Annotated in this window: 17 protein-coding genes; 14 read left to right on the forward strand and 3 right to left on the reverse strand. The window is 56.7% G+C overall.

Going from position 1 to position 23,040, the window contains the following annotated elements; genetic code table 11:
- Positions 1–56: 56 nt before the first annotated feature.
- From FQK12_RS21095 to FQK12_RS21125, 7 genes are all read left to right on the forward strand, one after another.
- Positions 57–2,312 carry a ComEC family protein gene (locus FQK12_RS21095; protein ID WP_041165276.1) on the forward strand — a complete coding sequence of 752 codons (2,256 nt, stop codon included), beginning with the start codon at positions 57–59 and terminating at the stop codon, positions 2,310–2,312.
- A 45-nt stretch (positions 2,313–2,357) separates the two neighbouring features.
- Positions 2,358–4,106 carry a lipid A ABC transporter ATP-binding protein/permease MsbA gene (msbA, locus tag FQK12_RS21100; protein WP_014228642.1) on the forward strand — a complete coding sequence of 583 codons (1,749 nt, stop codon included), beginning with the start codon at positions 2,358–2,360 and terminating at the stop codon, positions 4,104–4,106.
- Positions 4,103–5,083, forward strand: coding sequence for a tetraacyldisaccharide 4'-kinase (gene lpxK, locus FQK12_RS21105; protein ID WP_014228643.1), 981 nt, complete (start codon positions 4,103–4,105; stop codon positions 5,081–5,083). Before msbA ends, lpxK begins: the two co-directional genes overlap by 4 nt.
- A gap of 45 nt (positions 5,084–5,128) precedes the next feature.
- The gene (locus tag FQK12_RS21110; RefSeq protein ID WP_014228644.1) at positions 5,129–6,358 is read left to right on the forward strand and encodes a winged helix-turn-helix domain-containing protein; all 1,230 of its coding nucleotides are present in this window, start codon (positions 5,129–5,131) and stop codon (positions 6,356–6,358) included.
- 52 nt (positions 6,359–6,410) lie between these two features.
- Positions 6,411–6,593 (forward strand): protein YcaR, encoded by a 183-nt coding sequence (gene ycaR, locus FQK12_RS21115; protein ID WP_004130952.1) that lies wholly within the window; start codon positions 6,411–6,413, stop codon positions 6,591–6,593.
- Complete coding sequence (gene kdsB, locus FQK12_RS21120; protein WP_014228645.1) at positions 6,590–7,336, forward strand: 3-deoxy-manno-octulosonate cytidylyltransferase; 747 nt, start codon at positions 6,590–6,592, stop codon at positions 7,334–7,336. The genes ycaR and kdsB overlap by 4 nt, the downstream gene beginning before the upstream one ends.
- A 142-nt stretch (positions 7,337–7,478) precedes the next feature.
- Complete coding sequence (locus FQK12_RS21125) at positions 7,479–8,372, forward strand: YcbJ family phosphotransferase (RefSeq protein ID WP_014228646.1); 894 nt, start codon at positions 7,479–7,481, stop codon at positions 8,370–8,372.
- On the opposite strand, the gene elyC is transcribed toward FQK12_RS21125, so the two are convergent.
- Positions 8,349–9,128: an envelope biogenesis factor ElyC gene (elyC, locus tag FQK12_RS21130; protein WP_014228647.1), complete on the reverse strand. Its 780-nt coding sequence runs from the start codon at positions 9,126–9,128 to the stop codon at positions 8,349–8,351. The two genes, FQK12_RS21125 and elyC, sit on opposite strands and share 24 nt — an antisense overlap.
- Positions 9,129–9,249: 121 nt before the next feature.
- On the opposite strand from elyC, the gene cmoM reads away from it, so the two are divergent.
- The 7 genes from cmoM to FQK12_RS21165 all read left to right on the forward strand — a co-directional run bounded on the left by cmoM (position 9,250) and on the right by FQK12_RS21165 (position 19,978).
- Positions 9,250–10,029 carry a tRNA uridine 5-oxyacetic acid(34) methyltransferase CmoM gene (gene cmoM, locus FQK12_RS21135; protein ID WP_004849490.1) on the forward strand — a complete coding sequence of 260 codons (780 nt, stop codon included), beginning with the start codon at positions 9,250–9,252 and terminating at the stop codon, positions 10,027–10,029.
- Positions 10,030–10,032: 3 nt separating this feature from the next.
- Positions 10,033–11,355 (forward strand): chromosome partition protein MukF, encoded by a 1,323-nt coding sequence (gene mukF, locus FQK12_RS21140; protein WP_014228648.1) that lies wholly within the window; start codon positions 10,033–10,035, stop codon positions 11,353–11,355.
- Complete coding sequence (gene mukE, locus FQK12_RS21145) at positions 11,336–12,040, forward strand: chromosome partition protein MukE (RefSeq protein WP_004100725.1); 705 nt, start codon at positions 11,336–11,338, stop codon at positions 12,038–12,040. The genes mukF and mukE overlap by 20 nt, the downstream gene beginning before the upstream one ends.
- Entirely contained in the window at positions 12,040–16,488 is a 4,449-nt protein-coding gene (mukB, locus tag FQK12_RS21150) for a chromosome partition protein MukB (RefSeq protein ID WP_014228649.1), read from the forward strand. Before mukE ends, mukB begins: the two co-directional genes overlap by 1 nt.
- Positions 16,489–16,671: 183 nt before the next feature.
- Positions 16,672–18,465 (forward strand): L,D-transpeptidase, encoded by a 1,794-nt coding sequence (gene ldtD / locus FQK12_RS21155; protein ID WP_038423243.1) that lies wholly within the window; start codon positions 16,672–16,674, stop codon positions 18,463–18,465.
- Between the two features lie 300 nt (positions 18,466–18,765).
- Positions 18,766–19,317, forward strand: a complete 552-nt coding sequence (locus tag FQK12_RS21160) for a YcbK family protein (RefSeq protein ID WP_004130967.1) — start codon at positions 18,766–18,768, stop codon at positions 19,315–19,317.
- A 13-nt stretch (positions 19,318–19,330) separates the two neighbouring features.
- Positions 19,331–19,978 (forward strand): MBL fold metallo-hydrolase, encoded by a 648-nt coding sequence (locus tag FQK12_RS21165; protein WP_014228651.1) that lies wholly within the window; start codon positions 19,331–19,333, stop codon positions 19,976–19,978.
- Between the two features lie 59 nt (positions 19,979–20,037).
- On the opposite strand, the gene FQK12_RS21170 is transcribed toward FQK12_RS21165, so the two are convergent.
- Together FQK12_RS21170 and FQK12_RS21175 are read right to left on the reverse strand one after the other, a co-directional pair.
- A complete protein-coding gene (locus tag FQK12_RS21170) occupies positions 20,038–21,228 on the reverse strand; it encodes an amino acid aminotransferase (RefSeq protein ID WP_014228652.1) in 1,191 nt (396 codons plus the stop codon).
- 187 nt (positions 21,229–21,415) lie between these two features.
- Positions 21,416–22,501: a porin gene (locus FQK12_RS21175; RefSeq protein ID WP_014228653.1), complete on the reverse strand. Its 1,086-nt coding sequence runs from the start codon at positions 22,499–22,501 to the stop codon at positions 21,416–21,418.
- Between the last annotated feature and the right edge of the window lie 539 nt (positions 22,502–23,040).

Below are 23,040 nucleotides of genomic sequence, written 5' to 3' on the forward strand. Positions count from 1 at the left end.
TGCCTGGCGACACTCTCCCCGTTTAGCGTAACACTCCCTCTGACAGGGAGGTGCTAATGCGTTTACCACAACTTGCCGGCTGTGTGATTCTCGGTATTCTGCCGCTGCTCTGGCTGCCAGTACTGCCCGGGCGGTGGGTTATCTGGGGGCTCATGGCCCTGGCGCTACTCATTGCGCAATGTCGACGCAGACCTGCGCAATATGCGGCATTGATAACGCTGTTTTTTGTCTGGGGAGCCCTCAGCGCAGGCGAGGTACTGTGGCCGACGGAGAGGTTAACGGACAGGAATCGCCAGGTTGACGTTGAGCTAACCGCAACGGACGGGCAGACAACGCATCAGGGGAAGATTATCCGTCTGGATGGGCGACGGCTGTTTCCTGCGCCAGGGATTAGCCTCTACGGCAGCTACCTGCCAGAAACGCCCTGCGCAGGTCAGGTTTGGGCAATGACGCTGCGCGCGCGTCCGGTACACGGACAGCTCAACGATGGCGGGTTTGATAGCCAGCGTCATGCATTGTCGCAGCATCGTCCGTTAACCGGACGCTTTATCACCGCTGACGTTCGGGTGCGGACCTGTAGTTTGCGAGCGCGTTATCTTGCTTCGCTGAATCAAACGCTGAACGCGTTGCCGTGGCAATCGGTGATGCTAGGGTTAGGCATGGGGGAGCGTCTGGCGATACCGCGCGAGATAAAGACCCTGATGCAGGAAACCGGGACATCGCACCTGATGGCGATTTCTGGCTTACATATCGCGCTAGGGGCTTCATTGGGCTGGTTGCTGCTCAGAGGTGTGCAGTTTTTTCTCCCGTGCCGCTGGCTTGGCTGGCGGGCGCCGCTGCTCGTTGGCCTGGCGAGCGCGATTTTTTACGCCGGGCTGACCGGTATGCAGCCACCCGCGTTGCGCACCTGCGTCGCGCTGGCCGCCGGCTGCACGCTGCGGCTATCCGGAAAACGCTGGTCGCCATGGCAGCTATGGGTCTGCTGCATTGGCGCAATACTGTTTGCCGATCCGCTGGCGGTGTTGTCCGAAAGCCTCTGGCTTTCCGCGTTTGCCGTTGCGGCGCTTATCTTCTGGTATCAGCTGGCGCCGATGCCGGGCGGCAAAAGGAGCGGGCTACTGCGTCAAAGCCTCGCGTTATGTCATCTGCAGATCGGTTTAATGTTTTTACTTGCTCCTCTACAGATCGCACTTTTTCACGGCATCAGCCTGACGTCCGTGCTGGCCAACTTGATTGCCGTGCCGCTGGTGACCTTTGTCGTTGTCCCGCTAATTCTGACCGCGATGTTTTTACACCTCTGCGCGCCGTTTATCATTGAGATGGCGGTCTGGCAATCGGCGGACCGTGTTCTGGCCGCGCTATTCTGGTTCTTACGACAGCTACCGCCCGGCTGGCTGGCGCTGGATGCGCGCTGGCTTGGGATAAGCTTGCTGCCGTGGCTGGCGTTAATCGTCTGGCGTTTTCATGCGTGGCGCACGTTGCCCGCGTTTTGTTTAGCATTTCTCGGGCTATTGAGCTGGCCCTTCTGGCGGAGCACGGCTGCTAACGAATGGCGAGTCACCATGCTGGATGTCGGGCAGGGGCTGGCAATGGTGATTGAACGCGAGGGCGCGGCGCTTCTCTATGATACCGGCCTGGCCTGGCCCGAGGGAGACAGCGGTCAGCAGATCATTATTCCCTGGCTACGCTGGCATCATTTGCAGCTTGAAGGCGTCGTTCTCAGCCACGAGCATCTCGATCACCGCGGCGGGCTAAATTCGGTGTTAAAGGCGTGGCCCCGGATATGGGTGCGAAGCCCTTTAGGCTGGGCGGGTCATTTAGCCTGCCAGCGCGGAGAAACCTGGCAGTGGCGGGGTTTAACCTTTCGCGCGCTATGGCCGCTGCCTGGAGCGACAGCGCAGGGGAATAATCGCTCGTGCGTGGTGCGTATTGATGACGGTAAACACAGTATTCTGCTGACCGGGGATATCGAAACGCCTGCGGAACGGGCGATGATTAGCCGCTACTGGCAGCATCTTACGTCTACACTTATCCAGGTCCCCCACCACGGCAGTAATACCTCGTCGGGAATCGCCCTGCTGCGTAGCGTTGGCGGAGAAGCTGCGCTGGCTTCCGCTTCGCGCTATAACGCGTGGCGCATGCCATCAACCAAAGTGATTCAGCGCTACCGAAAACAGAGTTATCAGTGGTTCGACACGCCGCATCAGGGGCAAATTACGGTGGTTTTTTCTCCGGATAGCTGGCAAATCCATGGCTTACGGGATCAAGTTTTACCGCGATGGTATCATCAGTGGTTTGGCGGGAAGGCGTAGAACGGGTAGAATATGCGGCTATTTCAACACAAGCTGGTTTATTGAATGCAGAACGATAAAGATCTCTCCACGTGGCAGACCTTCCGCCGACTCTGGCCGATTATAGCGCCGTTTAAACCCGGGCTAATCGTGGCAGCGGTAGCGTTAGTGCTTAACGCGGCTAGTGATACCTTCATGCTATCGCTTCTTAAACCGTTATTGGATGATGGTTTTGGTAAAACGGATCGCTCGGTGCTGATATGGATGCCGCTGGTGGTGATCGGGTTGATGGTTCTGCGCGGCATTACCAGCTACGTTTCGAGCTACTGTATCTCCTGGGTTTCCGGCAAGGTCGTGATGACGATGCGCCGTCGTTTATTCAGCCACATGATGGGGATGCCGGTTGCCTTCTTTGACAAACAGTCCACCGGGACGCTGCTATCGCGTATTACCTATGATTCCGAGCAGGTCGCGTCTTCTTCCTCCAGCGCGCTGATTACCGTCGTGCGCGAAGGCGCGTCGATTATTGGCCTCTTCGCGATGATGTTTTATTACAGCTGGCAGCTGTCATTGATTCTGATCGTGCTGGCGCCGATCGTGTCTATTGCGATTCGCGTGGTCTCGAAGCGTTTTCGTAATATCAGCAAGAATATGCAGAACACCATGGGCCAGGTGACGACCAGCGCAGAGCAGATGCTGAAAGGGCATAAAGAAGTGCTGATGTTTGGCGGTCAGGCCGTCGAAACCAAACGTTTTGATAAAGTCAGCAATAAAATGCGCCTGCAGGGGATGAAAATGGTCTCCGCGTCGTCAATTTCTGACCCGATTATTCAGCTGATCGCCTCTCTGGCCCTGGCTTTCGTGCTCTATGCTGCCAGCTTCCCGAGCGTAATGGAGACGCTGACGGCGGGTACCATCACCGTTGTCTTCTCTTCAATGATCGCGCTGATGCGTCCGCTGAAATCACTGACTAACGTCAACGCGCAGTTCCAGCGCGGGATGGCCGCTTGCCAGACGCTTTTCGCTATCCTTGACTCCGAGCAGGAGAAAGATGAAGGCACGCGGGTTATCGAACGCGCGAAGGGCAACCTCGAATTTAAAAACGTCACCTTCAGATACCCGGGACGCGAAGTCGCCGCGCTGCGCAATATAGACCTGAATATTCCGGAAGGAAAAACCGTGGCGCTGGTAGGGCGCTCGGGTTCGGGTAAATCGACCATCGCCAGCCTGATTACGCGTTTCTACGATGTTGATGATGGGCAGATCTTACTGGACGGCCACGACCTGCGTGAATACACCCTGAGCTCCCTGCGCGATCAGGTTGCGCTGGTGTCGCAAAACGTTCATCTCTTTAACGATACCGTAGCGAATAACATCGCCTACGCGCGTACTGAAGAGTACAGCCGCGAGCAGATAGAAGAAGCTGCTCGTATGGCTTATGCCATGGACTTTATCAACAAAATGGACAATGGCCTGGATACGATTATCGGGGAAAACGGCGTTATGCTTTCCGGCGGTCAGCGCCAGCGTATCGCTATCGCTCGCGCCCTGCTGCGTAACAGCCCGATACTGATCCTCGACGAAGCCACGTCGGCGCTGGATACCGAATCGGAACGCGCTATTCAGGCGGCGCTGGACGAACTGCAGAAAAACCGCACCTCGCTGGTGATTGCCCACCGTCTGTCGACGATTGAGCAGGCCGACGAGATCGTGGTGGTGGAAGATGGCCAGATCGTTGAACGCGGCAGCCATACCGACCTGCTTGAGCACAGGGGCGTTTACGCCCAGCTGCATAAGATGCAGTTCGGCGCATGATTGCACGCATCTGGTCCGGTGAGTCGCCATTATGGCGGCTGCTGCTTCCGCTCTCCTGGCTCTATGGCCTGGTGAGCGGGTTGATACGGCTGAGCTATAAACTCGGTTGGCAAAAAGCCTGGCGAGCGCCGGTGCCGGTGGTAGTGGTGGGTAATCTGACCGCGGGCGGTAATGGTAAAACGCCGGTTGTCGTCTGGCTGGTGGAACAGCTCCAGCAGCGCGGTATTCGCGTTGGCGTCGTTTCACGCGGCTACGGCGGTAAAGCAGCGAGCTATCCGCTGCTGCTCAATACGGCTACCCCCACAGCGGAAGCGGGCGATGAGCCGGTGCTGATTTACCAGCGTACCGGCGCGCCGGTTGCCGTCTCGCCGGTACGCAGCGATGCGGTACAGGCCCTGCTCGCCGCCCACGATCTTCAGCTTATCGTCACAGACGATGGCCTGCAGCACTATAAGCTGGCGCGCGACAAAGAAATTGTGGTGATTGACGGCGTGCGCCGTTTTGGCAACGGCTGGTGGCTGCCTGCCGGCCCCATGCGCGAGCGCGCTTCGCGTTTACGCAGCGTGGATGCGGTTATCGTTAACGGCGGTCTCGCCCGTCCGGGAGAGATCCCGATGCAGCTTCGCCCCGGGCAGGCGGTAAATCTGCTGACCGGTGAACGCCGGGATGCGGCGGCGTTGGACAACGTGGTGGCGATGGCCGGAATCGGCCACCCGCCGCGCTTCTTCGCCACCCTTGAAAGCTGCGGCGTCAGTCCGGTAAAAACCGTCGCCTTAGCCGATCATCAGGCATTGGCGCAGAGCGCAGTCGCCGCGCTGGCGACGCCGCAGCAAACCCTGCTGATGACCGAAAAAGATGCGGTGAAGTGCCGCGAATTTGCTCAGGCAAACTGGTGGTATCTTCCGGTCGACGCGATAATGACTGACCAACGCGCGCAGCGGTTGCTCACGGACTTAGTTACCCTGGCGCAACGCTAATCGTCGTATCACCGCTTGCGCCGGAACCCTTAACGGAGAAGCTGCATGCCGGTATTGTCCCTCTCGCTTAAAGAAGCCCGCCATCTTCACCTTGCCGCTCAGGGGCTGCTAAAAAAGCCCCGTCGCCGCGCAAAGCCCGGGGATATTCTGCAGACCATTAAGCAGATGTCCCTGCTGCAAATCGATACCATCAATGTTGTTGCGCGCAGTCCTTATCTGGTGCTGTTCAGCCGCCTCGGCCACTATCCGCAGCGCTGGCTGGACGAGGCGCTCCGCGCCGGCGAGCTGATGGAGTACTGGGCGCACGAAGCCTGCTTTTTACCGCGCAGCGACTTTTCACTGGTACGTCACCGCATGCTGACGCCGGATAAAATGGGCTGGAAATATCACAAAGCGTGGATGACCGAACACGCCGAGGGCATTCAGGCGCTGTTGGCGCATATAGCCGAAAATGGCCCGGTTCGCTCGGCCGACTTCGAGCATCCGCGCAAAGGCGCCAGCGGATGGTGGGAGTGGAAACCGCATAAGCGCCATCTTGAAGGCTTATTCACAGCCGGTGAAGTGATGGTTATCGAGCGGCGTAATTTTCAGCGCGTTTACGATCTGACGCAGCGGGTCATGCCGGACTGGGACGATGAGCGCGATGGGCTCTCTCAGGAGCAGGCTGAAGCCATGATGTTACGTAATAGTGCTCGCAGCCTGGGGATTTTTCGCGCGCAGTGGCTGGCGGATTATTATCGTCTGCGTCAGCCCCCGCTGCCGCTACTGCTGGCGAGCTGGCAGGAGGAGGGGCTGGTGGTGCCGGTTAACGTTGAAGCGCTGGGCGAAATGTGGCTCCACCGTGATGCACTGGCGCTGCTGGAATCTTCACCCGGCGGTAGGCTCGCCGCCAGCCGCAGCGCGGTGCTTTCGCCTTTCGATCCGGTAGTCTGGGATCGCAAACGAGCGGAACAGCTGTTTAACTTTACCTATCGCCTGGAGTGCTACACGCCCGCGCCGAAACGGCAGTATGGCTATTTCGTATTACCGCTGCTGCACCAGGGGAGACTGGTTGGCAGAATGGATAGCAAAATGCACCGCAAAACCGGCGTTCTGGAAATTATCGCCCTGTGGCTGGAGGAGGGCGTCAAGGTGACGTCGGGTCTGGAGAGCGGGCTAAAACGCGCCATTGATGATTTTGCCCTCTGGCAGGACGCCACGCGGGTGAGCTGCGGGAAGCTGCCGGCGGAACTTTTTGCCGGGCGGCAACAGGGTTGGGAAATTGACGCTGCCTGAGCCCACGTGTGATATGCTGCTGAAGAATCTATTCGGTCCATCTGGAGGAATCATGGATCACCGTTTACTTGAAATTATCGCCTGTCCGGTTTGTAACGGTAAGCTGTATTACAGCCAGGATAAGCAAGAACTGATCTGCAAACTTGATCGCCTGGCTTTTCCGCTGCGTGAAGGCATTCCCGTACTACTGGAAACCGAAGCCCGCCCGCTTCCTGTAGAAGAGAGCCAGTCATGAGTTTCGTGGTTATTATCCCCGCGCGCTTCGCTTCTACCCGCCTGCCAGGGAAACCGCTCCAGGATATCAACGGCAAGCCGATGATTGTCCATGTTCTGGAACGCGCTCGCGAATCCGGGGCCGAGCGGATTATCGTTGCTACCGACCATCCGGACGTGGCCCGCGCGGTGGAAGCCGCCGGCGGTGAAGTCTGCATGACCCGTGAAGATCATCAGTCAGGCACCGAACGCCTGGCCGAGGTGGTTGAAAAATGCGCCTTCAGCGATGACACCATCATTGTGAATATTCAGGGCGATGAGCCGATGATCCCGCCCGCGATCGTGCGCCAGGTAGCCGAGAATCTGGCTGCCAGCACCAGTGGTATGGCAACCTTAGCGGTGCCAATCCACGATGCGGAAGAGGCGTTTAATCCGAATGCGGTGAAGGTCGTCATGGATGCTGAGGGCTACGCGCTCTATTTTTCCCGCGCCACCATTCCGTGGGATCGCGATCGTTTCGCTAAATCCCGCGAGTCTATCGGTGATTCGCTGCTGCGTCATATCGGTATTTATGGCTATCGCGCCGGTTTTATTCGTCGCTATGTGAGCTGGGCGCCGAGCCCGCTGGAGCAAATAGAGATGCTCGAGCAGCTGCGCGTGCTGTGGTATGGCGAGAAAATCCATGTCGCGGTGGCGGAAGTGGTTCCCGGTACAGGTGTCGATACGCCGGAAGATCTGGAGCGCGTTCGCGCGGAGCTGCGTTAATCCCCCCCATCCCCTCCGCCAGGAGGGGATATCCCCAGGCCGTTATTCCATACTTTTTTACGTCAATTTTGATCTCACCCGATGACAACCCCGGCCCAGGCGCTCATTATGAAACCGGTAGTATTCATAGGGGTAATCAGAAATGGAACAGTTGCGTACCGAGCTGAGCCACCTGCTGGGTGAAAAACTAAGCCGCGTGGAGTGCGTCAGCGAGAAACCGTCGTCGGCGCTGTGGTCGCTATATGATGCGCAGGGAAACCCAATGCCGCTGCTGGCGCGCAGCTTTACGACGCCGGGCGTGGCGCGTCAGCTGGCGTGGAAGATATCAACCCTGGCGCGAAGCGGCACCGTCCGTATGCCGGTTGTCTACGGCGTGATGACGCACGACGAGCATCCGGGTCCCGATGTACTGCTGATTGAACGACTGCGCGGCGTCTCGGTTGAAGCCCCCGCCCGCACGCCGGAGCGCTGGGAGCAGCTGCAGGAGCAGATCGTGGAAGCGCTGCTGGCCTGGCATCGTCAGGATAGCGGCGGCTGCGTCGGGATGGTCGATAGCACTCAGGAAAATCTCTGGCCGTACTGGTACCGCCAGCGCGTGGAGGTGCTATGGAGTACGCTGAATCTTTATCAGGATACCGGCCTGACGATGCAGGACAAACGCATCCTGTTCCGCACGCGCGAATGCCTTATGGATTTGTTTAAAGGTTTCAATGATAACTGCGTGCTGGTACACGGTAGCTTCACGCTGCGCAGCATGCTTAAGGATCCGCGCAGCGATCAGCTGCTGGCGATGGTGGGGCCGGGCATGATGCTCTGGGCGCCGCGGGAATACGAGCTTTTCCGTCTGGCCGAGAGCGGTCAGGAAGAGGAGCTGCTGTGGCACTATCTGCGCCGGGCGCCGGTGGCGGAAGCGTTTCTCTGGCGGCGCTGGCTGTATCTGCTGTGGGACGAAGTGGATAATCTGGTGAATACCGGACGCTTTGACCGCGTCCGGTTTGACCTGGCGGCAAAGTCAATCCTGCCCTGGCTCGCCTGAAGAACCTTTTAGCCACTGCCAGATGCGGCCTAACGTTTCGTAACCCACCCGATCGCTATGCATGAGCCAGACGGGCGAAGGAATAGCCCGCTCCCACGGGTTAAGCGGTGACTCAATCGCCAGCTGGTTGGCCGGCGCGGGCAGGGGAGTTAGCCCGGCGCGGCGAAAGAAAATCATCGCCCGCGGCAGATGAGAGGCGGAGGTGACCAGCAGGAACGGCGCATCGCCTATCGCCATCTTCACCGCAGCGGCTTCCTCTTCGGTATCTTTGGGTTTATCCAGGACAAGGATTTCGCTGCGCGGTATGCCCAGGCTCTCTGCCACTCTGGCCCCGGCTTCTGCCGTACTGACCGGATTTGTTTTTGCCGCTGCGCCGGTAAAGATGAGTTTCGAGCCCGGATTTTCATACCACAGGCGGATCCCCTCCGTCAGCCGCGGCAGGCTATTATTGATGAGATTGGAACTGGGCGCCCAGTCCGGGTTCCAGGTGTAGCCTCCGCCAAGCACGACCACGTACTGCACGCGCTTTTCACCTCGCCACGTCGGGTACTTATCTTCAATTGGCTTGAGCAGGCTATCGGCGACCGGTTGCAGGCTCAACAGCAGCAACAGCAGCCAGCCGAGGCTGACGCAGAGCTTGCCGGTGCGCTGGAAACGGCTAAACCACAGCAGGGCTATGCCGAGCGCAATGAGCAGCAGCAGCAGGGGAAGCGGCAGCATCATACCGCCTAAAACCTTTTTCAGCGTAAAAAGCATGCCGTACGGTTCCTTTTTTAACCATATAACCAAAGATATGCCCGGATCTTACAACAGATCGCTTCATTCTCCGCGCGGGTATGACAAAATAGCGGCTTTGTGTTGGCGTGTGGAGTCACCCGTGCAGGATCGTAATTTCGATGATATTGCTGAAAAGTTTTCGCGCAATATATACGGCACCACCAAAGGCCAGCTGCGGCAGGCGATCCTCTGGCAGGATCTGCAACCGCTGCTGGACCGGCTGGGGCCTGGGCCATTGCGAGTTCTTGACGCGGGCGGCGGCGAAGGGCAGACGGCGATCAAAGTGGCGGAAATGGGGCATCACGTCACGTTATGCGATCTCTCTGGTGAAATGGTGGCTCGTGCCCGGCAGGCGGCTGCCGATAAAGGTGTGATCGACAACATGCATTTTGTACAATGCGCGGCTCAGGATATTGAGCAGCATTTGGAAAGTCCGGTCGATCTGATACTGTTTCATGCGGTGCTGGAGTGGATAGCCGAACCACAGGCGATGTTGCGTACCCTGTGGTCGATGCTGCGCCCCGGCGGCGCGTTGTCGCTGATGTTCTACAATGCTAACGGTCTGTTGATGCACAATATGGTCGCCGGAAATCTCGACTATGTGCAAATCGGCATGCCGAAAAAGAAAAAACGCACGCTGTCGCCGGACTATCCGCGCGATCCGCAGCAGGTTTACGGCTGGCTGGAAGAGATTGGCTGGCAGATTACCGGCAAGACCGGCGTGCGGGTGTTTCATGATTATCTGCGTGAAAAACACCAACAGCACGATAAATTTGCGGCGCTGCTGGAGCTGGAAACGCGCTACTGTCGCCAGGAGCCGTATATTAGCTTAGGCCGTTATATTCACGTCACCGCGCTTAAGCCGCAGATGCAAGGATAAACTATGAGTGAATTTTCCCAGACAGTCCCCGAACTGGTTGCCTGGGCCAGGAAAAATGATTTTTCTATTTCGCTGCCGGTCGACAGACTCTCTTTTCTGCTGGCGATTGCCACGCTGAACGGCGAGCGGATGGAAGGGGAAATGACCGAGGGAGAACTGGTGGATGCGTTCCGCCACGTGAGTGATGCGTTTGAGCAGACCAGCGAAACCATCAGCCAGCGCGCCAATAATGCCATTAACGATATGGTGCGCCAGCGTCTGCTGAACCGCTTTACCAGCGAAATCACCGAGGGTAACGCTATTTATCGCCTGACGCCGCTGGGCATTGGGATCACCGACTACTATATTCGCCAGCGCGAGTTCTCCACCCTGCGACTGTCGATGCAGCTCTCCATCGTTGCCAGCGAACTCAAGCGCGCCGCCGACTCGGCAGAAGAGGGCGGCGATGAGTTCCACTGGCATCGTAACGTTTTCGCTCCGCTGAAGTACTCGGTAGCGGAAATCTTTGACAGCATCGACCTGACTCAGCGAATCATGGATGAGCAGCAGCAGCTGGTGAAAGATGATATTGCCCAGCTGCTGAACAAAGACTGGCGGGCGGCGATCTCCAGCTGCGAGCTGCTGCTGTCGGAAACGTCCGGCACCCTGCGGGAACTGCAGGATACCCTGGACGCGGCGGGCGATAAGCTGCAGGCAAACCTGCTGCGTATCCAGGATTCGACCATGGCGCGCGACGATCTGAATTTTATCGATCGTCTGGTGTTCGATCTGCAAAGCAAGCTGGACCGTATCGTCAGCTGGGGGCAGCAGGCGATTGACCTGTGGATCGGCTACGATCGCCACGTGCATAAATTTATCCGTACCGCCATTGATATGGATAAAAACCGCGTCTTCGCACAGCGTTTGCGTCAGTCGGTGCAAACCTACTTCGACGCCCCCTGGGCGCTCACCCATGCGAATGCCGATCGTCTGCTTGATATGCGCGATGAAGAGATGGCGCTGCATGATGAAGAGGTTACCGGGGAACTTCCAACGGATCTGGAGTACGAAGAGTTTAACGAAATTCGCGAACAGCTGGCGGCGCTGATTGAAGGACAGCTGGTGGTCTATAAAGAGAAGGGACTGCCGCTGGATCTTGGCCTGGTGGTACGCGAATATCTGTCGCAGTATCCGCGCGCGCGCCACTTTGACGTCGCGCGTATTGTGGTCGACCAGGCGGTACGTTTGGGCGTAGCGCAAGCAGATTTCACCGGACTGCCGGCAAAATGGCAGCCGATTAATGATTACGGAGCCAAGGTACAGGCGCATGTCATCGACAAATATTGAACAAGTGATGCCGGTTAAACTGGCGCAAGCGTTGGCTAATCCGTTATTTCCGGCGCTGGATAGCGCCCTGCGCGCGGGCCGTCATATCGGCCTTGACGAGCTGGATAATCACGCATTTTTAATGGATTTTCAGGATTACCTGGAAGAGTTTTATGCTCGCTACAACGTCGAGCTGATTCGCGCGCCGGAGGGTTTTTTCTATCTGCGCCCGCGGTCGACCACGCTGATCCCGCGCTCGGTGCTCTCCGAGCTGGATATGATGGTGGGTAAAATTCTCTGCTATCTCTACCTCAGCCCGGAGCGTCTGGCCAACGAGGGCATCTTCACTCAGCAGGAGCTTTACGACGAGCTGCTGACCCTCGCAGACGAAGCCAAGCTGCTCAAGCTGGTCAATAACCGTTCTACCGGGTCCGACCTTGACCGCCAGAAGCTGCAGGAAAAAATGCGCGCTTCGCTCAACCGCCTGCGCCGCCTCGGCATGGTGTGGTTTATGGGCCATGACAGCAGCAAATTCCGCATTACCGAATCGGTGTTTCGCTTCGGCGCCGACGTGCGCGCCGGTGACGATCCGCGCGAAGCCCAGCTGCGTATGATCCGCGACGGTGAAGCGATGGCGCTGGAAAATCGCCTGCAGCTTAATGATGAGAATGAAGAGAATCAGCCGGATAGCGGGGAGGAAGAGTAATGATTGAACGCGGTAAGTTTCGCTCGCTGACGCTGGTTAACTGGAACGGTTTTTTTGCCCGTACTTTTGATCTCGATGAATTAGTGACCACGCTTTCCGGTGGTAACGGTGCCGGTAAATCCACGACCATGGCCGCCTTCGTCACCGCACTGATCCCGGACCTGACGCTGCTGCACTTTCGTAACACCACGGAAGCGGGGGCGACCAGCGGCTCGCGCGATAAAGGCCTGCACGGTAAGCTGCGCGCTGGCGTCTGCTACTCCGTGCTGGACGTGATCAACTCCCGCCACCAGCGCGTGGTGGTCGGCGTTCGTCTACAGCAGGTCGCCGGTCGCGATCGTAAAGTCGATATCAAGCCTTTTGCGATCCAGGGCCTGCCAACCTCCATCCAGCCAACTCAGCTGCTGACCGAAACCCTTAACGAGCGCCAGGCGCGCGTGGTGACGCTCAACGAGCTGAAAGATAAGCTCGAAGCGATGGAAGGGGTGCAGTTCAAGCAGTTTAACTCTATTACCGAGTATCACTCGCTGATGTTCGACCTGGGCGTGGTGGCTCGCCGCCTGCGTTCGGCTTCGGACCGTAGCAAATACTATCGCCTGATCGAAGCCTCGCTGTACGGCGGTATTTCGAGCACCATTACCCGCTCGCTGCGCGACTACCTGTTGCCGGAAAACGGCGGCGTGCGTAAGGCGTTCCAGGATATGGAAGCGGCGCTGCGTGAAAACCGCATGACGCTGGAAGCTATCCGCGTGACGCAGTCGGACCGCGACCTGTTCAAGCATCTGATCAGCGAAGCCACCAACTACGTTGCCGCCGACTATATGCGTCACGCTAACGAGCGACGCATTCATCTCGACAAGGCGCTGGAGTATCGTCGCGATCTGTTCACCTCCCGCGCTCAGCTCGCGGCGGAACAGTATAAGCACGTCGATATGGCCCGCGAGCTGCAGGAACATAACGGCGCGGAAGGCGATCTGGAAGCCGATTATCAGGCCGCCAGCGACCATCTGAACTTGGTGCAGACCGCTCTGCGCCAGCAGGAAAAAATCGAGCGCTATGAAGCGGATCTTGATGAACTGCAGATTCGCCTCGAAGAACAAAATGAAGTCGTCGCGGAAGCGGTTGACCAGCAGGAAGAGAACGAAGCCCGCGCCGAAGCCGCCGAGCTGGAAGTGGATGAGCTGAAAAACCAGCTTGCCGACTACCAGCAGGCGCTGGACGTGCAGCAGACTCGCGCGATTCAGTACACCCAGGCGCTGCAGGCGCTGGAGCGGGCAAAAGCCCTCTGCCATCTGCCGGATTTAACGCCGGAGAGCGCCGACGAGTGGCTGGAAACTTTCCAGGCGAAAGAGCAGGAAGCGACGGAGAAAATGCTGTCGCTGGAACAGAAGATGAGCGTGGCGCAAACCGCGCACAGCCAGTTTGAACAGGCTTACCAGCTGGTGGCGGAGATCAACGGCCCGCTGGCGCGTAATGAAGCCTGGAACGTGGCGCGCGAGCTGCTGCGCGAAGGCGTTAATCAACGTCATCAGGCCGAACAGGCGCACGGGCTGCGCAGTCGTCTGACGGAGCTTGAACAGCGTCTGCGTGAACAGCAGGATGCCGAACGCCAGCTCAATGAGTTCTGTAAGCGCCAGGGCAAACGCTACGATATCGACGAGCTGGAAGCCCTGCACCAGGAGCTGGAAGCCCGCATCGCATCCCTTGCCGACAGCGTTTCCACCGCCAGCGAACGGCGGATGACCCTGCGTCAGGAGCTGGAACAGCTACAGTCGCGGACGCAAACGCTGATGCGCCGCGCGCCCATCTGGCTGGCGGCGCAGAACAGCCTCAATCAGCTGTGCGAGCAGAGCGGCGAGCAGTTTGAGTCAAGCCAGGACGTCACCGAATATCTCCAGCAGCTGCTGGAGCGTGAACGCGAAGCTATCGTGGAGCGCGATGAAGTCGGGGCCCGCAAGCGCGCTATCGACGATGAAATTGAGCGTCTTAGCCAGCCGGGCGGTTCGGAAGATCAGCGCCTGAACGCGCTGGCGGAACGTTTTGGCGGCGTACTGCTGTCGGAAATCTACGATGACGTGAGTCTCGATGATGCGCCGTATTACTCCGCGCTCTACGGTCCTTCCCGCCACGCCATTGTGGTACCGGATCTGTCGCTGATTGCCGATCAGCTGGAAGGTCTCGAAGATTGTCCCGAAGATCTCTACCTGATCGAGGGCGATCCGCAGTCGTTCGATGACAGCGTATTCAGCGTCGATGAGCTGGAAAAGGCGGTGGTCGTTAAGATTGCCGATCGTCAGTGGCGCTATTCACGCTTCCCGACGCTGCCGCTGTTTGGCCGCGCCGCGCGTGAAAGCCGCGTTGAAACGCTGCACGCCGAGCGCGAAAGCCTGTCCGAGCGCTTTGCGACCCTGTCGTTTGATGTGCAGAAAACCCAGCGCCTCCATCAGGCGTTCAGCCGCTTTATCGGTAACCATCTTGCGGTAGCCTTTGAGGACGACCCGGAAGAAGAAATCCGTAAACTGAATACGCGTCGCGGCGAACTGGAGCGGGCGCTGACCGCCCATGAGAGCGATAACCAGCAGAACCGGGTGCAGTATGAGCAGGCAAAAGAGGGCGTATCCGCACTCAACCGCCTGCTGCCGCGTCTGAATTTGCTGGCCGATGACTCGCTGGCCGATCGCGTGGATGAGATCCAGGAACGCCTGGACGAAGCGCAGGAAGCCGCGCGCTTCGTCCAGCAGCATGGGAATCAGCTGGCAAAACTGGAGCCGATCGTTTCCGTGCTTCAAAGCGACCCGGAGCAGTTTGAACAGCTGAAAGAAGATTACGCCTATTCGCAGCAGACTCAGCGCGACGCGCGTCAGCAGGCATTTGCGCTGACCGAAGTGGTGCAGCGTCGCGCCCACTTTAGCTACTCCGATTCCGCAGAGATGCTGAGCGGTAATAGCGATCTGAACGAGAAGCTGCGCCAGCGTCTGGAGCAGGCTGAGGCGGAGCGCGCCCGTACTCGCGAAGCGCTGCGTACCCACGCCGCGCAGCTCAACCAGTACAACCAGGTGCTGGCATCGCTGAAAAGCTCCTACGACACCAAGAAAGAGCTGCTCAACGACCTGCATAAAGAGCTTCAGGACATTGGCGTGCGCGCCGACGCCGGCGCCGAAGAGCGCGCTCGTCTGCGCCGCGATGAGCTTCATGCTCAGCTCAGCAACAACCGCGCGCGGCGGAACCAGCTCGAAAAAGCATTGACCTTCTGCGAAGCGGAAATGGATAACCTGACCCGCAGGCTGCGCAAGCTGGAGCGCGATTATTGCGAAATGCGCGAACAGGTGGTCAGCGCTAAAGCCGGCTGGTGTGCGGTCATGCGCCTGGTGAAAGACAACGGCGTGGAGCGTCGCCTGCATCGTCGCGAGCTGGCCTACCTTTCGGCAGATGAACTGCGCTCGATGTCGGATAAGGCGCTCGGCGCGCTGCGTCTGGCGGTCTCGGATAACGAACACCTGCGCGATGTACTGCGTATTTCTGAAGATCCGAAACGTCCGGAGCGTAAAATCCAGTTCTTTGTCGCCGTTTATCAGCATCTGCGCGAGCGTATTCGCCAGGATATCATCCGCACCGACGATCCGGTGGAAGCGATTGAGCAGATGGAGATCGAACTCAGCCGTCTGACGGAAGAGCTGACCAACCGCGAGCAGAAGCTGGCCATCAGCTCCCGCAGCGTGGCCAATATTATCCGCAAGACTATCCAGCGCGAGCAAAACCGTATTCGTATGCTCAACCAGGGGCTGCAGAGCGTCTCCTTCGGCCAGGTCAACAGCGTGCGTCTGAACGTCAACGTGCGGGAAACCCACTCGATGCTGCTGGACGTGCTGTCAGAACAGCATGAACAGCATCAGGACCTGTTTAACAGCAATCGTCTGACCTTCTCGGAAGCGCTGGCGAAGCTGTATCAGCGCCTCAATCCGCAGATTGATATGGGGCAGCGTACGCCGCAGACCATCGGTGAAGAGCTGCTGGACTACCGCAACTATCTGGAGATGGAAGTGGAAGTTAACCGTGGTTCCGACGGCTGGCTGCGCGCGGAATCCGGTGCGCTATCGACCGGTGAGGCTATCGGTACCGGGATGTCGATTCTGGTGATGGTAGTACAGAGCTGGGAAGATGAATCCATGCGCCTGCGCGGTAAGGACATTTCGCCGTGTCGTCTGCTGTTCCTTGATGAAGCGGCGCGTCTGGATGCTCGCTCTATCGCGACGCTGTTCGAGCTCTGCGATCGTCTGGAGATGCAGCTGATTATTGCGGCGCCGGAAAATATCAGCCCGGAAAAAGGTACCACCTATAAGCTGGTGCGTAAGGTCGTGAATAATCACGAGCACGTGCACGTCGTCGGGCTGCGTGGCTTCGCACCGCAGCTGCCCGAAACGCTGCCGGGAACGGCAAATGCTTCATAGGATGGTACAATAACCAGCCAAAGGGCGACGCGATGTCGCCCTTTTTGTTATCCGTTCCTGTACTTTAGGATTGTATAATCTTTTAACTTCTTTACATTTGGGAAGGCAAAAGCGTTTTCGTCTTCATATACTGAAAGTAAGCCCCATTTTAGCGGGCAGCAATGTGTTAACAGGGGGCAAGGGATGTTGCTAAAGAAACGGTATGGTCGTCAATTGTCTGCGCTCAGCCTGAGCCTGGCATTTGCATTTGCTCCACTGTTCAATGTCCAGGCTGAAGAGCCTGAAGTGGTACCATCGGATAGCTCTGCCACCATCAGCGAGCTCTCTTCCGCGCTAAGCCAAAGCGCAAACCAATCCGCGGCGGTCGCCCAAATGGCCGGCGAGCAGGCGCTTTCTGCCGATGCGGCAGCGAAGAGCCGCGCCGGGATTCAGGCGATACTGCCGTCCGGTTATCAACCCGTATTTATGAATCCGCTGGTATCGCTGTATGCGGCCAGGGATATGAAACCGATGTGGGATAACCGCGAGGCGGTGCAGGCGTTTCAACAGCAGCTGGCTGAGGTCGCTATCGCCGGTTTTCAGCCGCAGTTCACCACCTGGGTTGAGCTGTTGACCGACCCGGCAGTGAACGGTCTGGCGCGGGATGTCGTTCTGTCTGACGCCATGATGGGCTATCTGCATTTTATTAGCGGTATTCCGACTCAGGGCAACCGCTGGCTGTATGGCACGAAACCGTATGCCATGTCGACGCCGCCTCTGTCGGTGATTAACCAGTGGCAGGTGGCGCTGGATAACGGTTCGCTGCCGCAGTTTATTGCGGGTCTGGCTCCGCAGCATCCGCAGTATGCCGCAATGCATCAGGCGCTATTAGCTCAGGTTGCCGATTCCCGTCCCTGGCCGCAGCTCACCGGTAAGACGTCGCTGCGCCCGGGGGAATGGAGCAACGATGCCGGCGCGCTGCGCGAAATTTTACAGCGCACCGGTATGCTGGATGACGCGGCAAAAATTGCGTTGCCCGGTGATGAGGTGGTGAGTCCGTCCGCCGGGAAAAAGGCCAAAAGCAGCGGCCGTGGCGTTTACGATCGCCAGTTAGTGGAGGGCGTTAAGCGCTTCCAGGCGTGGCAGGGACTGGGCGCAGACGGCGTGATTGGTCAGGCGACCCGCGACTGGCTCAACGTTTCTCCTGCGCAGCGCGCCGGCGTGCTGGCATTGAATATCCAGCGTTTGCGCCTGCTGCCGGGTAATCTGGCGACCGGAATTATGGTGAATATTCCCGCCTTTTCGCTGGTCTATTACCAGGACGGTAGCCAGGTGCTGGCATCGCGGGTTATCGTTGGCCGTCCGGATCGCAAAACCCCTATGATGAGCAGTGCGCTGAACAACGTTGTGGTCAACCCGCCGTGGAACGTTCCGCCGACGCTGGCGCGCAACGATATTCTGCCGAAGGTGCGCAATAACCCAGGCTATCTTGAGCAGCACGGCTATACGATGATGCGCGGCTGGAATAGCAAAGAGACTATCGACCCGTATCAGGTGGACTGGGAAACGATAACCGCATCGAATCTGCCGTTCCGCTTCCAGCAGGCTCCCGGCGCGCGCAATTCGCTGGGGCGCTATAAATTCAATATGCCAAGTTCAGATGCGATATATTTGCACGATACGCCCAATCACAATCTGTTCCAGCGGGATGGACGCGCGCTGAGCTCCGGGTGCGTGCGCGTGAATAAAGCCTCAGAACTGGCCAATATGCTGCTTCAGGATGCTGGCTGGAATGATGCGCGTATTTCAGATGCGCTAAAACAGGGGAATACCCGCTACGTTAATATTCGCCAGAATATCCCGGTTAATCTCTATTATTTGACCGCGTTCGTTGGCGCTGATGGGCGTACACAATATCGAACAGATATTTACAATTACGATCTCACCGCGCGATCCAGCGCACAAATTCTACCTAAAGCTGAACAATTAATCAGATAAATGAAGTAGTTCAACGGATTTGGTTGTCCTACCTCTGTGTGAAAACGGGCCTTGCACGCTGCAAGGCCCGAGTTTACTGGGGTTAGGCTACCTTGACGTTGGCAATAATGCCCGGTAAGGTGCCTTTCGTGCGCCAGAAGTGCATATACATATAATCCTGCAAAGGCGCTGTGGCAGTAAGCAGCCCGTTCTCCATAGCTGATATTTATTAGCCGTAGGGGAGCGAGTGCGTGCTGGCGGCTAACGGGCGCGTTGCGGGAAAAGTATATTACGATTCATTTACCTGTAGACCTGATTATCATGGACAAATTTGACGCTAATCGCCGCAAACTGCTGGCGTTAGGTGGAGCGGCGCTCGGTGCTGCTGCCATTCTGCCTGCGCCGGCATTTGCCACCCTCTCGACCCCCCGACCGCGTATTTTGACGCTGAACAACCTGCATACCGGTGAATCACTCAAGGCGGAGTTTTTCGATGGCAGAGGCTATATTCAGGATGAATTAGCAAGACTTAATCATTTTTTCCGTGATTATCGCGCGAATAAGATTAAGTCCATCGATCCCGGTTTGTTCGATCAACTCTATCGTTTGCAGGGATTACTTGGTACCAACAAGCCTGTCCAGCTTATTTCCGGTTATCGTTCTGTTGATACCAATAATGAGCTTCGCGCGCGTAGCCGGGGTGTGGCAAAACACAGCTACCACACTAAAGGCCAGGCCATGGATTTTCATATTGAAGGCATTTCGTTAAGCAATGTTCGCAAAGCCGCGTTATCTATGCGCACAGGTGGTGTAGGATACTACCCACGTAGCAACTTTGTGCATATTGATACCGGGCCAGTACGGCACTGGTAACGAAAGGAGCCTCATGAACTATCGTATTATTCCGGTTACCGCGTTCGCGCAGAACTGTTCTTTAATCTGGTGTGAACAAACCAAACTGGCGGCGCTGGTCGATCCCGGCGGTGATGCTGAGCGAATCAAACAGGAAGTCGCGGCGGCAGGCGTTAGCCTGATGCAGATTCTGCTCACGCACGGTCATCTCGATCACGTTGGTGCGGCGGCGGAGCTGGCACAACATTATGGCGTGCCGATTATTGGGCCGGAAAAAGAAGATGAGTTCTGGCTGGAAGGATTACCGGCGCAGAGCCGGATGTTCGGTCTGGAAGATTGCCAGCCGCTGCAGCCAGATCGCTGGCTGAACGAAGGCGATACGGTCAGCGTGGGGAATATTTCCCTGCAGGTGCTGCACTGCCCAGGCCATACGCCGGGGCACGTGATCTTCTTCGATCCTGCTTCCCGACTGTTGATTTCTGGCGATGTGATTTTTAAAGGCGGAGTAGGGCGTAGCGACTTCCCTCGCGGCGACCATAGCCAACTGATCGATGCGATTAAGCGCAAGCTGTTGCCGCTAGGCGATGACGTGTCGTTTATTCCGGGTCATGGACCGATGTCGACCCTTGGCTATGAGCGTCTGCACAACCCATTCCTGCAGGATGAAATGCCGGTCTGGTGACCTAAACCAGCATATAAAAAAGGCCGCACATGCGGCCTTTTGTTTGCCCTGCGCTGAGATTACAGTACGGCAACAATCGCTTCGCACAGCGGCGCCATGTTGTCGGGCGTCATACCGGCGACGTTTATACGTCCGGACGCCACCGCGTAAATTCCGAACTCTTCACGCAGACGCAGTACCTGCTCTTTGGTCAGGCCGCTGAACGAGAACATCCCGTTTTGCTGAATGATGAAAGAGAAATCGCGGCTGGCGCCTTTTTCCTGCAGGGTATTAACGAAAAGCAGACGCATACGCTGGATGCGTTGACGCATGTCGGTCAACTCTTGCTCCCAGATGGCGCGCAGTGCGTCATTGCTGAGAATGGTCGCCACTACCGAGGCGCCGTGAGCGGGCGGGTTTGAGTAGTTCGCGCGGATAACCGACTTCATCTGGCTGAAAGCGCGGTCTACCGCTTCCTGGTCAGCGGCGACCAGCGTACAGGCGCCCACGCGCTCGTTGTACAGGCCGAAGTTTTTCGAGTAGGAGCTGGCAACCAGCAGCTCTTTATGCAGAGCGGCGAAAGCGCGCAGGCCTTCAGCATCTTCTTCCAGGCCGCGGGCAAAGCCCTGGTAGGCAAAGTCAAACAGCGGCAGCCAGCCTTTCTCTACGGAGAGCTGCGCCAGCTGTTGCCACTGCTCCAGCGTCGGATCGATACCGGTTGGGTTATGGCAGCAGCCGTGGAACAGAACCACGTCGCCGGCCTGCGCTTCGGTCAGGCTGGCCAGCAGCCCGTCGAAGTCGAGTTTGTGGTTAGCGGCATCGTAGTAGGTATATTCGCGAACTTCCAGCCCGGCTGAATTGAACACGCTTTTATGGTTCGGCCAGCTGGGGTTGCTCACCCAAATACGTTTAACGTCGGTGTTCTTCGCCAGAAAATCGGCGGCGACGCGCAGGCCACCTGTACCGCCGGGCGTTTGCGCGGTGCGGGCGCGTTTATCATTGATAATTGCGCTTCCTTTCCCGAACAGAAGCTCCTGGGTGCAGCGGCCAAATTCCGGAATACCATCGATACCCAGATAATTTTTAGTGGTTTCATTTTCCAGCAGATACTGCTCTGCTTTTTTCACGCTAGTCAGGACCGGTGTTTTACCCGTTTCATCTTTATAAACACCAATTCCAAGATTAATTTTTGTTGGGCGGTCATCGGCACGAAACAGATCGGCCAGGCCCAGAATTGGGTCGGCAGGGGCGGCGGTAATGTTCTCAAACATGACGAGGTTCCATTGTGATTACTGAAGGGAAATCCGCTATCAGGTTAACGGGAGTTATGTTAATTGCCAACCGTTTGCGACAAAAAGCGAGAAGGTTTTTGAAAGTTACGATCTTCCTCTCAGGAAAGCAGAAAAGCAGGACCGAAGTCCTGCTTTTTAGGCATATCACGAAGGGGTGTACTGCAGATTAGAACTGGTAAACGATACCCACTGCGGCCTGGTCGTCGGTCGCAACGCCAGCGGCTTTGGTGTAATCGTTGTCGTTCAGCTGGTTGAATTTATACGCAGCGTAGACGTTCATGTTTTTGTTGAAGTAGTACCAGGTACCCACTTCGACGTATTTAACCAGGTCAGCATCGCCGCCGGAGAAGCCAGCGCGGGAGCGCAGGTCTTTACCTTTAGTCTGTACGTAGCCGATGGACGGACGCAGGCCGAAGTCGAACTGATACTGAACAACGGCTTCGAAGTTCTGAGTTTTGTTAGCGAAGTAGTTGCCTTCGTTTTCCGGCGTCATGTTGTAAGTCTGGGAGTACATGACCGCAGCATAGACGTTGTTCGCGTCATACTTAGCGGAGGTTGCCCATGCTTCAGCTTTTTCGCCCTGACGGTCAGCTTTCTGATCGCCGCTACGGTTGGAGTTCGCATAGCCTGCAGACAGCGCAATGCCGTTGTCAAACGCGTAGGTTGCCGCGGTGCTGAAGCCGTCGCCGTTTTGTTTCTTAACATCACGGCTGGAAGCGTCGTTTTTACCCTGGTACTGCAGCGCGAAGCTCAGGCCGTCAACCAGACCGAAGAAGTCAGAGTTACGGTAGGTGGCTACGCCGTTGGTACGCGCGGTCATGAAGTTGTCGGTGTAGCTCCAGCCGTCGCCGCCCCATTCAACCAGCATATCGGTTGCCGCTTCAACGTCGTAGATGGCGCCGTAGTTACGACCGTAGTCGAATGAACCGTATTCACCGGCTTTTAAGCCTGCGAAAGCCAGACGAGTTTTGGTGGTCTGTTTACCTTCAACATTGGACGCATCCATGTTGTATTCCCACTGACCGTAGCCGACCAGCTGATCGTTGATCTGGGTTTCGCCTTTCAGACCGATACGGGCGTAGGTGGTATCATCGCTGCTGGTGTCGCCGTTGGTGGTCCAGACGTGCTCGCCAACCATTTTTCCGTAGAAGTCCAGTTTGTTGCCGTTTTTGTTATAGATTTCTGCAGCGTTAGCTGCACCGGCTACCAGCAGGGCAGGAATTACCGCTGCCAGAATTTTGCGCTTCATCATTATTTATTACCCTCATTTATATTTTTTTATGAACACTTGCCACTGCCGTCAATAAGTTTCGTCAATAAAAATTTACAGAACTATTGATGATAGTTTGGTGTCTGGAGGCATCTTTCCATTCAGAACAACGTTTCGCTAGCCTGAAAATGCTACCAATATCGCATATGAGTAACAAAAGGAAATTCTATGTAACTAAATATGTATTTTTGGGAACTTTGTGAACTCAATCAACATTCCGCCCCTGTTCGCCGATTAAATCACCTGTCTTTATATATCTATATGAATTAATTATGATTAATTTAGATAAGAGAGGGTTTGTGCATTTTACGTCAGCATTTTGCTTTATTTTTATTCAAATCTTGTCGTTGCAAGTTGTGCTGTGGCTGGTTAAAAAACGAGCAATATAATCAGCATGTTTGCCAATTTATGAACATAAGGTGCGGTTTTAATTAGCGGTCGCTAATGAAATAGTGCGTAACATAATTGTGAATCAGGATGGTTGATGTTTAAGTTTCCTGATATTCGTTAACGTAAATTGA

The organism is Klebsiella sp. ME-303 (assembly GCF_007910085.1).
Classification (GTDB): Bacteria; Pseudomonadota; Gammaproteobacteria; order Enterobacterales; family Enterobacteriaceae; genus Klebsiella; species Klebsiella michiganensis.

Excerpts from the sequence above, each read along its gene's own strand:
- kdsB (WP_014228645.1), top strand. The coding sequence starts at position 6,590 with ATGAGTTTCGTGGTTATTATCCCCGCGCGCTTCGCTTCTACCCGCCTG.
- ldtD (WP_038423243.1), top strand. The coding sequence starts at position 16,672 with ATGTTGCTAAAGAAACGGTATGGTCGTCAATTGTCTGCGCTCAGCCTG.
- FQK12_RS21165 (WP_014228651.1), top strand. The coding sequence starts at position 19,331 with ATGAACTATCGTATTATTCCGGTTACCGCGTTCGCGCAGAACTGTTCT.
- FQK12_RS21125 (WP_014228646.1), top strand. The coding sequence starts at position 7,479 with ATGGAACAGTTGCGTACCGAGCTGAGCCACCTGCTGGGTGAAAAACTA.
- FQK12_RS21110 (WP_014228644.1), top strand. The coding sequence starts at position 5,129 with ATGCCGGTATTGTCCCTCTCGCTTAAAGAAGCCCGCCATCTTCACCTT.
- mukB (WP_014228649.1), top strand. The coding sequence starts at position 12,040 with ATGATTGAACGCGGTAAGTTTCGCTCGCTGACGCTGGTTAACTGGAAC.
- ycaR (WP_004130952.1), top strand. The coding sequence starts at position 6,411 with ATGGATCACCGTTTACTTGAAATTATCGCCTGTCCGGTTTGTAACGGT.
- FQK12_RS21160 (WP_004130967.1), top strand. The coding sequence starts at position 18,766 with ATGGACAAATTTGACGCTAATCGCCGCAAACTGCTGGCGTTAGGTGGA.
- mukE (WP_004100725.1), top strand. The coding sequence starts at position 11,336 with ATGTCATCGACAAATATTGAACAAGTGATGCCGGTTAAACTGGCGCAA.
- FQK12_RS21175 (WP_014228653.1), bottom strand. The coding sequence starts at position 22,501 with ATGATGAAGCGCAAAATTCTGGCAGCGGTAATTCCTGCCCTGCTGGTA.
- FQK12_RS21170 (WP_014228652.1), bottom strand. The coding sequence starts at position 21,228 with ATGTTTGAGAACATTACCGCCGCCCCTGCCGACCCAATTCTGGGCCTG.
- mukF (WP_014228648.1), top strand. The coding sequence starts at position 10,033 with ATGAGTGAATTTTCCCAGACAGTCCCCGAACTGGTTGCCTGGGCCAGG.
- lpxK (WP_014228643.1), top strand. The coding sequence starts at position 4,103 with ATGATTGCACGCATCTGGTCCGGTGAGTCGCCATTATGGCGGCTGCTG.
- FQK12_RS21095 (WP_041165276.1), top strand. The coding sequence starts at position 57 with ATGCGTTTACCACAACTTGCCGGCTGTGTGATTCTCGGTATTCTGCCG.
- elyC (WP_014228647.1), bottom strand. The coding sequence starts at position 9,128 with ATGCTTTTTACGCTGAAAAAGGTTTTAGGCGGTATGATGCTGCCGCTT.
- msbA (WP_014228642.1), top strand. The coding sequence starts at position 2,358 with ATGCAGAACGATAAAGATCTCTCCACGTGGCAGACCTTCCGCCGACTC.